The following is a 14,531-nucleotide window of genomic DNA, read 5'->3' on the forward strand; positions in this document are numbered from 1 at the left end:
AGATCACGTAGATGAAGCGCTTCAAACGGTCCATGCTCGTCACCGTCGCGCTCCTCAACGGGGTGTCTCAGGTTGAGGCCGGCGGATGGTGCCGGATCTTCCACCATCGCGCGCGCCCTTGCGTGCCGGGCTCCAACCAAGTCTCCCCCGGCCTCGACGTGCACCCCAAGAGCGATGGAATCCGCGACGTCGATCAGGCGAAGGGATTCTATGTCGTCTTCCTGATCACCGAAGCCGGACATCGCGTCTACGACGGAGAGTTCGGGGATTTTGGGCCGGCTCTTCGACGATATCAGAGCTTCAACCCCGAGGTACAGCCGGCGGAGCTCTGGTGGTATCCCGAGTGAGGACTTCGACGTCCTGGGTCGGACGGTGGAAGCGGAGGACCGCGATGGAATCACGGCGCAATCCAAGCTTCTACATCCCGACGACCTGCACGGAGACGTCCATCCGGTCGAACGCGCCGGCGGGGCCGATCCAGGAGCCGGAGAGGGGGGAGGCCTTGTCGTGGTCGCGCGAGACGGCCACCGAGACGTGCTCGGAGCCGGCGAGCTTGTCGTTGGTCGGGTCGAATCCCCGCCAGCCGGCGCCGGGGAGGTAGATCTCGGTCCAGGCGTGGGTCGCGCCGTGCTGGCCCTCGCCCATCTGGATGTAGCCGGTGACGAACCGCGAGGCGAAGCCCAGGTGCCGCGCCGCCTCCATCATGAAGACGGCGTAGTCGCGGCAGGAGCCGGTCCCCCACTCCAGCGTCTGGCAGGGGAGCTGCACGCCCGGCTCCTCGCGGCGGACGTAGCGGAACGAGTCGTGGACGCGGGTGTTCAGCGCGTTCAGCAGCTCGGCCGTGAGGACCGACCGGCCGGGCTTGTAGAGGTCGCCGAGCCATCGCCGGACCGCCGCGCCGTCGTGGGGGTAGCTGGAGAGCCGGTAGGCGACCAGCTCGACCTGCTCGGCCGCGTCGTAATGGAACGGATACCACTGGGCCTCGGGGTCGACCGAGCAGTCGATCGGGCCGTCCTCGTACAGGTCGACGTCGACCTCGCTGAGCAGGCGGAACGTCGACCCCGGCTCGTGGAACGTCAGGACGGCGATCGAGTTGCCGTAGACGTCGCGATACCACCGCACGTCGGCGCCCGGCTCGACCGCGAGCCGCGAGCTGGCGATGTGGACGTCGTGCCCCTCGCGCGGCCGGACGAGCGCCCGATGGGGCAGGAACCGGACCGGCTCGTGATAGTGGTACTCGGTCGAGTGCGTGATCCGGATTCGCTTCATGGCGGGCGCCTCCCTTGGTCCGGCCCTGTCCGCGCGACGCCCGCCTCGGGCGCGGCGGCCTTCGTGCGGTCATCGTAGCAGACGAGGCCGGGCGCGATGGCGTCCATCCGCGACGATTCCGCGACCGGGCCGCCGTTCGGGGTCCGTGAGCGAGGCGGAGCACGGTCCGCCGAGCCCTCGCGGGGCTGTCCGGGGCTCGCTATCGTGAATCCGGCGATCGGGCCGCCGGCCCGGGGTCGAGAGGGGTCGCACGCGGGCGGCGGCGCGCGACTCGGGCGGGAGGGTGCCATGGCGGGGCCTGGGCGGAAGGAGCGCTGGGAAGAGGTCTACTCGACGAAGGCCGAGGTCAGCTGGTATCAGGAGGACCCCCGGCTCTCCCAGGAACTCATCCGGAAATTCGCCCCGCCCGGGAGGGGGCGGATCCTCGACGTGGGCGGCGGCGCCTCGCGGCTGGTCGACGCGCTGCTCGGCCTGGATTTCGAGCGGGTGGCGGTGCTCGACATCGCGGAGGCCGCGCTGGAGCGATCCCGGCGACGCCTGGGCGCGCGGGCCAGCGAGGTGGAATGGATCGTCGCCGACGTGACGACCGTCGGGGACGTCGGCGGCTTCGACCTGTGGCACGACCGCGCGGTCTTCCACTTCCTGACCGACGCGGAGGACCGCGAGGCGTACGTCGACCTGGCCCGTCGGACCCTCCCGGTCGGCGGCCACCTGATCGTCGCCACCTTCGCCGACGACGGCCCGACCCGGTGCAGCCGCCTCGACGTCCGTCGCTACGACGCGGAGTCGATGGCGGCCGCGCTCGGCGACGGATTCCGGCTCATCGAGCAAGCCCGGGAGCGGCACGAGACCCCCTGGGGGGCGTCGCAATCCTTCTTCTACGGCGTCTTCCGGCGCGTCTGAGTCGGGGAGGGGCCGCGCGAGGCGCCGGCGGCGGCCGGCCCGGTCGATCGTCCCGCGGCCTCCCGGCTCGTCCTCCCCCGATCCGGCCCGTCGGGCCATTTTCCCCCGCCCGGCGGGAAGGGCGTCGGGGCCCCGCTTCGCCCGCGCAAAACGTCTTGCGAGGTTTGCACTTAACGGGGGTTGAAAGGGAGGCCGTCGGCGTTGCGGGGAGGGGCCGGATCGGATAAAATCGACGTGATTGGAATGGCTCTTGCGACGTCGCGCGCCCGGGCGCGTCGATCGGCTCTTGACGAGGGAACGGAACCGACGTGAGTACCGCCGAACTGCCGCCCAACGCGCCGCTCGCCCCCCTGCCGCTGGACATCGAGGAGGAGCTGAAGGAGAGCTACCTCAACTACGCGATGTCCGTCATCATCAGCCGGGCCCTGCCCGACGTGCGCGACGGGCTGAAGCCCTCGCAGCGGCGGATCCTGGTCGCCATGCGCGACCTCGGGCTGAACCCGGGCTCGTCCACCAGCAAGTGCGCGGGCATCGTCGGCGAGACGATGAAGCGGTACCACCCCCACGGCGACAACTCCATCTACCCCACGCTGGCGCGCATGGCCCAGTGGTGGAACATGCGGCACCTCCTGATCACCGGCCAGGGGAACTTCGGCAGCATCCACGGCCTGCCGCCGGCCGCCATGCGGTACACCGAGGCCAAGCTCAGCCCGGTCGCCGCCGAGATGCTGGAGGACCTGAACTACGACACGGTCGACTTTCAGCCCAACTACGACGAGAAGTACCAGGAGCCCCGGGTCCTCCCCGCCAAGTTCCCGAACCTGCTGGTGAACGGCTCCGGCGGCATCGCCGTCGGCATGGCGACCTCGATCCCGCCGCACAACCTGGGCGAGGTCTGCGACGCCGTGGTCGCCTACATCGACGACCCGGCGATCGACCTCGACGAGATCATGGAGATCCTCCCCGCGCCCGACTTCCCCACCGGGGGCGTCATCTGCGGCCGGATGGGCGTGAAGGAGGCGTACCGCAGCGGCCGGGGCCGCGTGATCCTCCGCGCCACGTCGTCGATCGAGGAGCTGAAGGACGGCCGCTCGCAGATCGTCTTCAGCGACATCCCCTACCAGCTCACCAAGGAGCCGCTGTTCAAGAAGCTGGCCGAGCTGGTCAACAACGGCCGGATCACCGGCGTCTCCGACATCGTCGACGAGAGCGACCGCAAGCAGCCGGTGCGGATCGTCGTGAAGCTGAAGAAGGCGGAAGACCCCAACGTCATCCTCAACCAGCTTTATGAGTTCTCGCCGCTGCAGGACACGTTCAGCGTCATCATGCTGGCCCTGGTCGACGGCCGGCCCAAGACGCTGCCGATCAAGGAGTTCCTCCGCCTCTTTGTCGAGCACCGCGTCAACGTGATCCGCCGACGCACCCGCTACCTGCTCCGCCAGGCGAAGCAGCGGGCGCACATCGTCGAGGGCCTGTTGATCGCCCTGCACCACATCGACGAGATCATCCGCGTCATCCGCACCTCGGCCAACCCGCCCGAGGCCCGCGTCCGCCTGATGACGATGGAGGTCTCCGCCCAGATCCTCCAGCGCGCCCTCGACGACCCGAACGCCCGCGAGTCCACCAGCCTGACCCGCATGCAGGCCGACGCCATCCTCGCCATGCAGCTCCAGCGCCTGACCGGCCTCGAGGCCGACAAGCTGGCGGCCGAGTACCTGGGCCTCAAGGCCGACATCGACCGCTACGAGGAGATCCTCGGCGACGAGCGGATCATCCTGGGCATGATCCGCGACGACCTGCTGGAGCTGAAGTCGAAGTACGCCAACCCCCGCCGGAGCACGATCTCCGACGAGGAGCTGGGCAACTACGACAAGGAAGCCCTGATCCGCGAAGAGTACATGGTCGTCACCGTCACCCACGACGGCTACATCAAGCGCCAGCCCCCCAGCACCTACCGCGCCCAGGGCCGCGGCGGCCGCGGCATCACCGCCGCCGGCACCCGCGACGGCGACTTCCTCGAACATATGTTCGTCGCCCTGACGCACGACTACCTCCTCTTCTTCACCGACCTCGGCAAGGTCTTCTGGCTGAAGGTCTACGACCTCCCCATCGCCACCCGGACCTCGGGCGGCCGCGCGATCGTCAACCTGCTGCAGGTCGCCGAGGGGGAGAAGATCACCGGCATCATCCCGGTCCGCCGATTCCTGGAGGGCGAGTCCTTGATGATGGTCACCCGCCGGGGGACCGTGAAGAAGACCGACCTCACCGCCTTCAAGCGGCCTTTGGGACGCGGGATCATCGCGCTGGGCCTGGACGAGGGGGACCACCTGATCGGCGTCGCCCGGACCAAGCCCGGCGACCACGTCATCCTGAGCACCCGCGAGGGGATGGCCGTCCGGTTCGACGAGTCCGACGTCCGCAGCATGGGACGCCCCGCCCACGGCGTGCGCGGGATCAACCTGGAGGAAGGCGACGAGGTCGTCGGCATGATCGTGGCCAACGGCCCGGACGACCCGGCGAGCCTCTTGACGGTCTGCGAGAACGGCTACGGCAAGCGGACCCTGCTGTCGGAGTATCGCTCGCAGAACCGGGGCGGCAAGGGCCTGATCGACATCAAGACCAGCGACCGCAACGGCCGCGTGGTCGCCATCAGCAAGGTGACCGACGCCGACGAGGTGATGATCACCACCACCGGCGGCATCCTGATCCGCACCCGCGTGGGCGACACCCGCCCCATCGGCCGCAACACCCAGGGCGTCCGCCTGATCCGCCTGGACGAGGGCGACGCCGTCAGCAGCCTCGCCAAGCTCCCCGAGGAGCAGCTCGCCGCCGACGCCGCCCTCGCCGCCGACCTCGCCGCCGAGGCCGAGGCCGCCGCCCTCGCCGCCCCGGCCGACGGCGACGGCCACATCCTCGACGACGGCGTCGCCGAGGCCGAGGCCCAGGACCACCCGGAGATCGAGGCCGAGTCCGACGACGAGGCCGAAGACGACGCGGAGGCGTGATCCGGGAGGATCGCCGACACGCCGCGGCCGCCGGGGGCGGGAATGTCATCGAGGGCCGGCTCCGCACGGGCGTCTGGCGGGTGTGATCACCGCCGTCGTCCCGTGCGGGTGGGCCTTTCCATTCATCTGGTTGGGTGTCCCATGGCATTCCCCGACGTTCGCGAGTTCCCGGAGGAGAGCGGTCCCGGCCCGTATGGGCTCCAGATGGGAAGCGTCATCGCCGCTTTGCTCAGGTTGTTCGCCGGAAAGGTGCCCGACCTGGAGAGCAACACCTGCGTGCTGGAACTGGCGTCCGACCCGACTCGATGGTCGGCCGGACACGCCGTCTTCGACGAGGTGCGGAAGCGGCTGCTTACGGCCCTTGAGGCCGAGGATGGAACGCGAGGGTGGCAATATCAGTTCGAAGAGTCTTGCTGCCAGGCCATGTACAACGCCACCTGCCCGCTAGATGAATTCGACTCGGAATCGGCGTTTTTCATAGCCGGCCAGGCGATCGACCTGGCGCGAGTCGTGGGCGTGCCGGTGGAACGGGTCGTCGCCGTCCTCGCCCCGGAGGTCGAGGCTCCGGAATAGGCGAGACCGAGACACGACACCAGGACCGCATCGCCCGGCGAGCGAGGCCGAGACCGACGCTGGACCCAAGGCCGGCGGACCGGCCGAGACCCGCGCCCTACCGGTCCGCCACCTCTCCCGCCCCTGGGTTTCCGGCCTTCTTCAGGCGGACGGCGACCGGGGGCAGGACGCCGCCGAGCGGCAGGCGGACGCCGGCCTCGCGACGCAGGTCTTCGAGCCGCATCGTGCGGGGCTCGCAGCCGACCGCCCGGATGCGGAACCCGTCGCGGGGATGGAAGACGACCTCGGGATCGCCCGCGACGGGGAGCAGGCCGAAGGCCCCCCGGCGGGGGAGCCTTTGGTAGTCGCCCTGCGTGTAGACCCGGACCCAGCCGTCGTCGCGCGTCCGCGAGGAGGGAGGCCGGAGATCTCCCCCGAGGGTTTCCAGGCCGTCCAGCCCGTCGGGGAGGACATGAGCCCGGAAGACCTCGGCGTCCGGGATCGGCCTCCCCGCCTCGTCCAGCACCCGGACGTCCACGGCGATGAAATTCTTGATTCCGACCGGCACGCGGCCCAGCCTCCGCTCGACCGCGCGGACGTAGAGCCCCAAGGCGATCGCGATCATCGCCAGGGCCGCCGCCGTCGCCCGCAGGCTGAGCCGGAATCGACGCCATCCCCCCCTCGGTCCCGAATCGCGCTCGACCAGGCCCATGCTCCGCCCTCCTCGCCCCTGCGGCGTATCGCTCGGCGTCCCGATCCAGCGTATCTCCATGAGTCGATCCGATCCAGAGCGCCGCCCCGTCGCGAATTCCCTGGACTCGGTCGTCCCGGCGGGGTCCAATCGATGGGGTGACGATGGGCTGACGCACCCCGGTGGAGTGGCCGCAAGATGATTCGTCCGCATCGGTTACTTGGGCTCGGACTTCGGGTTTTGCTGGCGGCGGCGATCTCGGTCGCGGCTTCGGGATCGGTCTTCGCCGAGCAGTTCGTGCTGTTCGACGAGACGTTCACCTTCACCAAGAAGGACGCGGATGAGTCCCGGCCGAGCAAGTCGCATTATTATGTGAAGGGGGCGAAGATCAACCCGGACCGGCCGAAGGACTGGACCGCGCCGGTAGATTACCGCAACGGCACGGTGCACATCCGGGCCGAGGTGATCGAGAAGCCCGAAGGGGGCGCGCCGACAACCTGGACGCTCTGCTACATCCCCAACAAGGGCCGGGGCAACGGCTACGGCTGCACCGGGACCGGGATCTACACGGAGGCGGGCGTCTATGAGAAGGACGTCGCCATGACCGAGTTCTGGGAGAACGGCTCGATCGTCTGGGAGGAGGGGATCAAGCAGATGGACCTCGTCATCAAGGACGACAGCGGCGGCCAGGGCCACGCCCACAAGCGGGCCGACCACGAGAAGTTCTTCCCCACGAAGATGCGGATCACCATGATCCAGGTCTCCGCCGGGTCGAACTACGACCCGAGCCTCGTCCCGGGCCTCCCCGAATCGAAGGCCGCCGCGAAGGCTGCGGAAGGCTGCGGCTCCTGCGAGTGAAGGTCGACGACGACCGGGAGGTCGGCCATGCCGCGAGCGAAGTCCGAGACGCCGGCCGGATCCGCCGAGGCCGCCTGGCGCGCCCTGAGCTGGGATGACCTGGAAGCCTGGGCCGGCGAGAAGGCCCTCGAACGCGGCAAGAATTATCAGGCCGAGGGCCGCGTCACGGACCTGGCGCTCACCGAGGAAGGGGGCCTGCTCGCCTCGGTCGAGGGGACGGAGGAGTATGCGACTCACGCCTGGCTGGAGTCGCGCGGCAAGCGGTTCGTCCTGGAGTCGCACTGCTCCTGCCCGGTCGGCTACGCCTGCAAGCACGCGGTGGCCGTCGTGGTCGAGTACCTCAAGGCCCTCGCCGAGAAGCGCGAAATCCCGACCGCCTTGGAAGACGACCCCCGTTGGTACGACCTGGACGTGCCCGAGGACGAGGACGAAGGCTACGACGAGCCCGAGGACCGGCCGCAGAAGTCGGCGAAGGCGACGAAGGAGTGGGACGAGAAGGTCCGCGACCACCTGCGGAACCTCCCGCAGGCCGAGCTGGCCGAACTCGCCTGGGGCCTCGTCCGCAAGTCCCCGCGCGACTACGAGGCGATCCGCGAGAAGGTCGCCCTCGCCGAGCTGGACCCGAAGGGCCTGGTCGCCGAGGCCCGGCGCGAGATCCGCGAGACGACCGCCGTCCAGCCCTGGCGGAACCACTGGGACGGCGGCGGCGAGCTGCCCGACTACCGCCCGACCCGCCGGCTGCTCGAACGCCTGCTGGAACTCGGCCGGGCCGACGACGTGGTGAGCCTGGGCCGCGACCTGATCCGCAAGGGGTTCGCCCAGGTGGGCCGGGCCGACGACGAGGGGGAGACGATCGACCGCCTCGCCCGCTGCCTCCCCGTCGTCTTCGAGGCCGTCGCCCGGTCCAGCCTGTCGCCGCCGGAACGCCTGCTGTTTGCCATCGACGCCGAGCTGGCCGACCAAACCGACATGGTCGCCGAGGCGAGCGAGGCCGTCTTCGAATCCCCGCTCACGCCCGAGGACTGGTCGGCCGCCGCCGACGCGCTCCTGAAGCGCATCAAGGGTCGGACCGTCGCCGGGACGGACGACTTCTCCGATCGCTGGAACCGCGACCAGCTCACCGGCTGGATCGCGCGGGCGCTCGAGGAGGCCGGCCGCCGCGACGAGCTGGCGGCCCTCTACGAGGCCGAGGCCCGACTCACCGGGAGTTACGAGCGGCTCGTCGCGTTCCTCGCCGACGAGGGCCGGCTCGACGACGCCGAGCGCCGGGCGACCGAGGGGATCGCCGCCGTGATCGCCGCGGCGCCCGGCACGGCGTCGCACCTGGCGGTCTGGCTCCGCGACCTGGCCGCGCGCCGAGGACGCTGGGACGTCGTCGCCGCGCACGCCGCGCGGACCTTCTTCGACCATCCCGGCGTCGTCCCCTACGACGACCTGATCGAGGCCGCCGCGAAGGCCGGCGTCGCGGAGCCCGTCCGCGCCTGGGCCCGACGGTTCCTCGAGACGGGCGAGCGGCCCTACCGTGTCGTCGTGCCGAAGGCCGCCGCGAAAGCCTCGCGCTCCCGGGCGAAGGCTGCGCCGAAGTCCTCCAGGCCGGCCGAAGAAGCCCCCTCGACCCCGAGCGTGAAGGTCGACCCGACGTGGCCGCTCCCGGTGCCCGAGGTGCTCATTCCCCTGCTGGCCCAGCCCCGGGGGTTCGGGTCGACCGGGCCGCGTTGGAGCGTCCTGATCGACCTGGCCCTGGCCGCCGGAGAGCCCGCCGAGGTCCTGAGGTGGTACGACCGGATGCGGGCTGCGGAGGAGGGGACGCCCTATCCGTCCGACTCCCCGCGCCTCGCCGACCGCGTGGCCGAGGCCGTCGCCGCGACCCACCCCGATCGCGCGCTGGCGATCTACCGCGACCGTCTCGACGCGCAACTCCCCCACACCGACCCCTCGGCCTACGCGGCCTGCGCCGACTATCTCGACCGCATGGGCCCGATCTACCGCGCCCAGGGCCGGATGCCCGAATGGTCGGCCCTCGTCGCCTCCATCCGCGAGAAGTACCGCAACCGCCCCCGCTTCATGGAGCAGCTCGACCGCACCCTCGGCCGCGCGCCGGCGAAGTGAGGGGATCGCTGTTCAGGCGTTGTCGGATCGGAGCCATCCGCGCTTCTCCAGGATTCGCACGTTCGGCGAGTCGCGAAGGGTCGCCAGGTAGGCGGCCAACCTGGGGAGGACGTCGTCGGCCGGGTCTCCCAGGAACGCGGGGATGTAGACCGCGTTGCCGTATTGCCGGGCGACCTTACTGGGCGTGTCGTCGACGATCAGGGTTCGTTCCAGGGCGAATCCTCGACGTCGGATCTTCTTCAAGTCCTTGAGATAGACGTCCTCGAACGTTTCCGGGTCGAAGCGACGCGAGCAGCGGCTTCGCCCCCAGACGAATGCCGGGGCCGTCCCCTCGGGCAGGATCCGCGCGACTACGGCCTCGACATAGGCGTCGGTCGCGGTCGACCAGAACGCCAGCGTCGACCAACGGGCGCCGCTTTTCAGGAAGGCGTCCAGGTGCGGACGCCTCTTCACCGCATACGGCCCGACCTGGAAGTCCGGACCGCACGCCGAGGCGTCCTCGACGGCGTGAATCAGCGTATCGTCCAGGTCCAGGATCAGCAGCATCGGCGCGTCGCTCGTCATGGGTCGCCTCATCGGCCGGCCCATCGGACACCAGCCTTCCCGACACGGTTCGTCAGCGCCGGAGGATTGCGATCGCCCCGAGGATGCGACGGGCCCCCTCTTCGCCAGCCCCTGTGCGGAGTCCTTGATCGGGGAACCATGCGAGTTTCGGGCTGGTTCGGCGGGGCGTCATGCGCTGTTCTCTGGATACGCATCGAATGACGCCGGGAACCGTCGGGAGGGGTGTTGAAGGAAATGGGATGACCGACTTCGAAACGCTGCGCACGCATCGATCGACGTTCGCGTCCGAAGGGAACCCTCTCGGAACGGCCGTCAATAGCCTTCGGGATTCTCGGCGGTGGCCGTGCGGGCCGACAGCAGGGTCTCCAGGCTGCGAAACTGCTGAACGCGATAGCGATCATCGAGCAGGTCGCGGATCCGCTCGAAGGCCTCCTGATCGAGAGGCCCCACGTAGACCAGGGCCCGGGGCGAGCGGCCGCCCTTTCGCTTGATGGTGAGGGCCGCAAGCTGGGCGCCACCCGGCTGTCCGCCGAAGATTTCGGCGATGAACGAACGCGATCCGGCCTGGCTGACGACCCGGGAGAGCTCAAGGGGGCCCGGCCAGTCCGAGAGGGGGGCGCTCTCTCGGGCGACGCCGGCGCGTTCCCCGTCGTAGGAGGACTCTCGGATCAACTTCCCGTCGCGGCACTCGAACTGCCAGGCGTCCCCCGTCTCCTCTCCGCGGCCCCGCGCCCGGAAAAGCACGCCCGGGAAGCCGGAGGAAACGAAGGTTACGAGTCCGATCGCCCACTCCTCTTCCACGACCTTGATGTCGGCTCCCCTGCCGACGAAAGCCTCGCGGAACTCGTCCATCCAACCGTCCGCATCGTAAGTCCCTTCACTTCGAAGGTAGTCCTCCACGCGCGCGAGTACCGCATCCTGCGAGGTTTTGATTCGCGGGCCGAATCCCTTACAGCCCCACGTCACCCGAAACCGGACGAAGTAGCTCATCGGCGACGGCCCTTTCCATCCATCCCGCGAACGGGGACGACTCGGCCCGTCCCGCTGGCCGCGCGGCCGGGAGCCCTCGGGCGTTCAGCCTTCCCACCTCGACGCATCGGGGAAGAAATGCCGGCAGGATCGATCGGCTGCCGCACGGCGCCGGCGGAGGAGGCCGGCGGCGTCGTGATCATCTCGAGGTCGTACCCGCGAAACGGGCCGGGAATCCGGAGTCCGTCGGATCCCCGGCGAGGCCGCTTCAGCGCTTCTTGAGCGTGACGCCCAGCCCGGCTCCGTCCATCAGCAGGAACGAGGTGTCCAGGTCGGGGTTGGTGGTGACGGCCTCGACGTACCTGGGATTGGGGGCGGGCGTGTGCATGTTGTGGGCGAGGATCAGGCCGCCGGGACGGACGAGGGGGAGCAGCTCGCGGAGGTAGGCGTCGTAGCCGGGCTTCTCGGCGTCGATGAACAGGACGTCGATGGGCTCGGTGTTCTTCGGGGCGGTCTCGTGGGCGTCGCCCAGGGTGACGACGATCAGGTCCTCGACGCCCGCCCGCTTGAAGTTGGCCTTGGCGACCTCCACCCGGCCGGGGTCGATGTCGTACGTGTAGAGCTTGCCGCCGGTCTTGCGCAGGGCGAGCGAGAAGTACAGGCCAGACTCGCCGGTGGAAGTCCCCAGCTCGACGACCCGCTTGGCGTTCACGGCCTCGACGAGCTGCCGCATCAGCCGGCCGTCGGCGTCGGAGACGTTGGCGTAACGCTGGCCTTTGCGGGCCTCGGCGATCGCCTCCAGGATCCGCTTCTCGCCGTCGTCCTTCGGCAGGGCGGGCTTCGGCTCGGCCGTCTGCGCGGCGCTCATCGCGGGCGTCCCCAGCAGCAGGGCCCCGGCCAGGCAGGCCAGGGCGGTCTTGTGGATGGTCGTCATGAGAGGTCTCCATCGTGACGAGTGGTCCCGGGAGCGGTCGCTCGCCGTCCGCTCGCCCGGGCGACGGACCCCCGTCGAAGCCCGCCGCCGTCCCGAGTATGCGCCGATCCCCGCGCCGAAGCCAGGACGCGATCGGGCCGGGCCTCGTTCAACGCTTCTCGAAGCGATGCCAGTACGATCGGATGGCCTTGCGTGCGTCTCGGCCGTCGGGCTCGCCGGAGTACTTGTCGAAGAACGCCAGGAAGTCGTGGACCGCCTCGGACTGGGCGAGGTCGAGCGACGCGAACCGTTCCGATGTCATCAGCGGGTCCGAAGGCCAGTCCGTGCGGAGCGTCAGGGTCCAGATCGTTGAGGCCACGGTGGTGGTCTTCGCCGTACGCCAGTTCCGGAGCGACCAGCACAGGAAGGCGGGGAGGTAGAACCGCCAGCCCTCGAGGTCGAAGAACGTGAGCGTGGAGGCCCCTTGCTCCAGCTTCCAGTCCGGGACCTCGGTCCAGTCGGATTCCGGGTCCTTCGCGCCCTCCGCAGCCCACCTCGCGTCCCGGCCGAAGATGCCTTCGAGATGGGCCTGGTGGATGGTCTCGCCCTCGCCGCGACTGACCCCGGCGAACGCCTCGCGGATCCGGCGGATCAGCTCGGCGACGTCGCGGAGTTCCTCGTCGGTCTGCGTCGCCGGGTACACGGCCCCGCCGTAGTTCCGGTTGCACTCGGGGCAGTATTCCCAGTCGTACTCCCACGGGACGCCGCAATGACGACATTGCATTTCGGGCTCTCCGCCGAGGTGCGATCAGGTGTAGCCGTAATCCGCCTCGATGGGCGTGAGGTAGAACGGCGCGTGAGGCAGGAGTTCGCGACGGTCGCGGAGGCTGAGTTCCAGCGGATGCCGCATCACGAAGCCGGCGCGGCGGAGGGCCTCGGCGGTCCACGGCGGGGCGGCGAAGACGCGGGCGACGTCGGCCCCGCGGCGGGCCAGCTCGGCGGAGAGGAGGAGCAGGGCGGCGTGCCAGGCGTCGGGGTCGTCGTCGTCCATCAAGAGGTCGACGACGCGGCCGAGCGCGGTCCGGCCCGCGTCCTGCGGGAGGACGTTGAGCACGGCGAAGCCGCGCACCCCGCCGCCCGATTCGCGGAGGAGGAAGCCGGAGGGGGGGCGTCGGGGATAGCGCAGGGCGAGGTCCAGCCGGCCCGGCGTGCGGGCCGTGACGACGGCGAAGCGGGAGGCCCCCCGGACGACCTCGGCGACCTCCGGCCCGAACGTCGAGACCGGCTCCAGTTGCAGGCGAAGGCCTGCGGGACGGGGGCGATGGACGAGGCTTCGGGCCACGTCCCGCAGCGCCCGCGCGGCCGATTTCGGTGCGAGGCCGCCGGCGCGGAGGCGTCGCAGCGGGCTCAGGAGCCGATCGAACACGAGGACCGGGGGCATGGGCTCATACCCCCCGCGCTTGATGACGGCGCGGCCGGCGTCGCTGCCCCCCAGGCCGAACTGCACGGGCGCCGCCTCGTGCGCCCGTCGCATCAGGCTGGCGCCGACCGAGCGGTGCTCGCGCGAGCCCAGCCAGTCGATCATGTGCAACGCCGGGATCGGCTCCGCGAGGCCCGGGGCCGCGAAGGCGGTCGGACAGAGCCCGACGTGGCCGACGATCGCGCCCGACTCGTCGATCGCCACGAAGCTGCGCGGCCCCGGAGCGTCGTCGCGGGCGTCGAGGAACTTCCAGCGCAGGACGTCCACGGCCGCGAACTCGGCGTCGGCCGGGGTGTGGAACCCGGCCGTCAGGAACCGCGAGAGGGCCGGAAGGTCGGCCTCGGCCAGGGGGCGGATGCTCACGCTCATGCCGGACCCTGAAGGGTTGATAAGCCCCCCTGGTCGGTTCCATCGGGGAGTTCGGCGGATTGGATCAGGCTGGCGAGCCGGTCGAGCGGGACGCGGAGGCTCGCCCGCGTCGGCCGTTCGTCCCGCGCGACGTGATCCAGCAGCTCCGCCATCGCGGCGTCGATCGCCCCCATGACGGCATCTCCCTCGACGAGCCGGTCGATGGCGGCGTATACCTTCTCGGTCGGCTCGTCCGATGGGTGACGGAGGACGTGCCCATTCCACAAGCGTCTGCGTAAGTGTTCCACGACCAGTTCCGTCGCCTTGGCGGCATCCGACGCCGAGTCGGCCTGGGCGGACCGGATGGCCAGGTCGACCACGCCGACGGCGTCGAGCGCCTCCCAGTAATGCCGGTAGGATGCGTCGGCGACCCGGCAGGGGACGTCGTCGGCGGCGGGCAAGGCGGCGACTGCGGACTCGCAGCGGTTCGCCAGGTCGTCGATCTCCCGCATCGACGCCTCGCTGTCGTTGAGCGAGAGCCAGAAGCGATCGATGATCGGTCGAAGCGCGTCCGGCTCATTCCTTTCGTCCTGGAATCGCCGATAGCCCGGGTGCAGGAGGTCGCAGCAGGCCGCTGCGACGGCGAGCCGGCCGCTCGTCGGCATCCGTGCGATGCGGTCTCGGACCTCGCGGAGGTGCGGCGAGAGGGCGAAGATCAGGTCGGGGCCGAGTCGCAGCATCTCGTCGGGGTCCCGCAACAGCTCGTCGGCGTTCATCGTCTGGGACTCCGGCTCAGAAGGATATCCGATGGCCGGGGCGTCGAGGGCTGGAGGTTGCGGGAGCGACGAACGGCCCTCGTGTTCGGCTTCC

General features: G+C 70.1%; 14 protein-coding genes. 6 read left to right on the forward strand and 8 right to left on the reverse strand.

The window, feature by feature from the left end:
* Positions 1-11: 11 nt before the first annotated feature.
* Positions 12-347, forward strand: coding sequence for a hypothetical protein (locus G6O68_RS09340; RefSeq protein ID WP_165246921.1), 336 nt, complete (start codon positions 12-14; stop codon positions 345-347).
* A 70-nt stretch (positions 348-417) separates the two neighbouring features.
* On the opposite strand, the gene G6O68_RS09345 is transcribed toward G6O68_RS09340, so the two are convergent.
* Positions 418-1,269 carry a transglutaminase family protein gene (locus tag G6O68_RS09345; protein WP_165246923.1) on the reverse strand — a complete coding sequence of 284 codons (852 nt, stop codon included), beginning with the start codon at positions 1,267-1,269 and terminating at the stop codon, positions 418-420.
* Between the two features lie 288 nt (positions 1,270-1,557).
* Here G6O68_RS09345 and G6O68_RS09350 point away from each other — a divergent pair, with 288 nt between their 5' ends.
* The 3 genes from G6O68_RS09350 (at position 1,558) to G6O68_RS09360 (ending at position 5,750) form a co-directional block, all read left to right on the forward strand.
* The gene (locus G6O68_RS09350) at positions 1,558-2,172 is read left to right on the forward strand and encodes a class I SAM-dependent methyltransferase (protein ID WP_165246925.1); all 615 of its coding nucleotides are present in this window, start codon (positions 1,558-1,560) and stop codon (positions 2,170-2,172) included.
* 308 nt (positions 2,173-2,480) lie between these two features.
* Entirely contained in the window at positions 2,481-5,177 is a 2,697-nt protein-coding gene (gene gyrA / locus G6O68_RS09355) for a DNA gyrase subunit A (RefSeq protein WP_165246928.1), read from the forward strand.
* A 141-nt stretch (positions 5,178-5,318) separates the two neighbouring features.
* Complete coding sequence (locus tag G6O68_RS09360) at positions 5,319-5,750, forward strand: hypothetical protein (protein WP_165246929.1); 432 nt, start codon at positions 5,319-5,321, stop codon at positions 5,748-5,750.
* A 97-nt stretch (positions 5,751-5,847) separates the two neighbouring features.
* Here G6O68_RS09360 and G6O68_RS09365 read toward each other — a convergent pair whose 3' ends face one another.
* Positions 5,848-6,441: a hypothetical protein gene (locus G6O68_RS09365; protein ID WP_165246931.1), complete on the reverse strand. Its 594-nt coding sequence runs from the start codon at positions 6,439-6,441 to the stop codon at positions 5,848-5,850.
* A 177-nt stretch (positions 6,442-6,618) separates the two neighbouring features.
* On the opposite strand from G6O68_RS09365, the gene G6O68_RS09370 reads away from it, so the two are divergent.
* Entirely contained in the window at positions 6,619-7,278 is a 660-nt protein-coding gene (locus G6O68_RS09370) for a hypothetical protein (RefSeq protein WP_240911107.1), read from the forward strand.
* 27 nt (positions 7,279-7,305) lie between these two features.
* Complete coding sequence (locus G6O68_RS09375) at positions 7,306-9,387, forward strand: SWIM zinc finger family protein (RefSeq protein ID WP_165246933.1); 2,082 nt, start codon at positions 7,306-7,308, stop codon at positions 9,385-9,387.
* Positions 9,388-9,399: 12 nt separating this feature from the next.
* On the opposite strand, the gene G6O68_RS09380 is transcribed toward G6O68_RS09375, so the two are convergent.
* From G6O68_RS09380 to G6O68_RS09405, 6 genes are all read right to left on the reverse strand, one after another.
* On the reverse strand, positions 9,400-9,951 hold the full coding sequence (locus tag G6O68_RS09380; RefSeq protein ID WP_206108059.1) for an HAD family hydrolase: 552 nt from the start codon (positions 9,949-9,951) through the stop codon (positions 9,400-9,402).
* A 312-nt stretch (positions 9,952-10,263) separates the two neighbouring features.
* Positions 10,264-10,803, reverse strand: a complete 540-nt coding sequence (locus G6O68_RS09385; RefSeq protein ID WP_165246935.1) for a hypothetical protein — start codon at positions 10,801-10,803, stop codon at positions 10,264-10,266.
* A gap of 385 nt (positions 10,804-11,188) precedes the next feature.
* Positions 11,189-11,854, reverse strand: coding sequence for an O-methyltransferase (locus tag G6O68_RS09390; protein WP_165246937.1), 666 nt, complete (start codon positions 11,852-11,854; stop codon positions 11,189-11,191).
* A 148-nt stretch (positions 11,855-12,002) separates the two neighbouring features.
* On the reverse strand, positions 12,003-12,617 hold the full coding sequence (locus G6O68_RS09395; RefSeq protein WP_165246939.1) for a DUF6714 family protein: 615 nt from the start codon (positions 12,615-12,617) through the stop codon (positions 12,003-12,005).
* A 24-nt stretch (positions 12,618-12,641) separates the two neighbouring features.
* Positions 12,642-13,682, reverse strand: coding sequence for an acetyltransferase (locus G6O68_RS09400; protein ID WP_165246941.1), 1,041 nt, complete (start codon positions 13,680-13,682; stop codon positions 12,642-12,644).
* Positions 13,679-14,437, reverse strand: coding sequence for a hypothetical protein (locus G6O68_RS09405; protein ID WP_165246943.1), 759 nt, complete (start codon positions 14,435-14,437; stop codon positions 13,679-13,681). The genes G6O68_RS09400 and G6O68_RS09405 overlap by 4 nt, the downstream gene beginning before the upstream one ends.
* Between the last annotated feature and the right edge of the window lie 94 nt (positions 14,438-14,531).

Source organism: Paludisphaera soli, from assembly GCF_011064595.1.
Lineage (GTDB): Bacteria > Planctomycetota > Planctomycetia > Isosphaerales > Isosphaeraceae > Paludisphaera > Paludisphaera soli.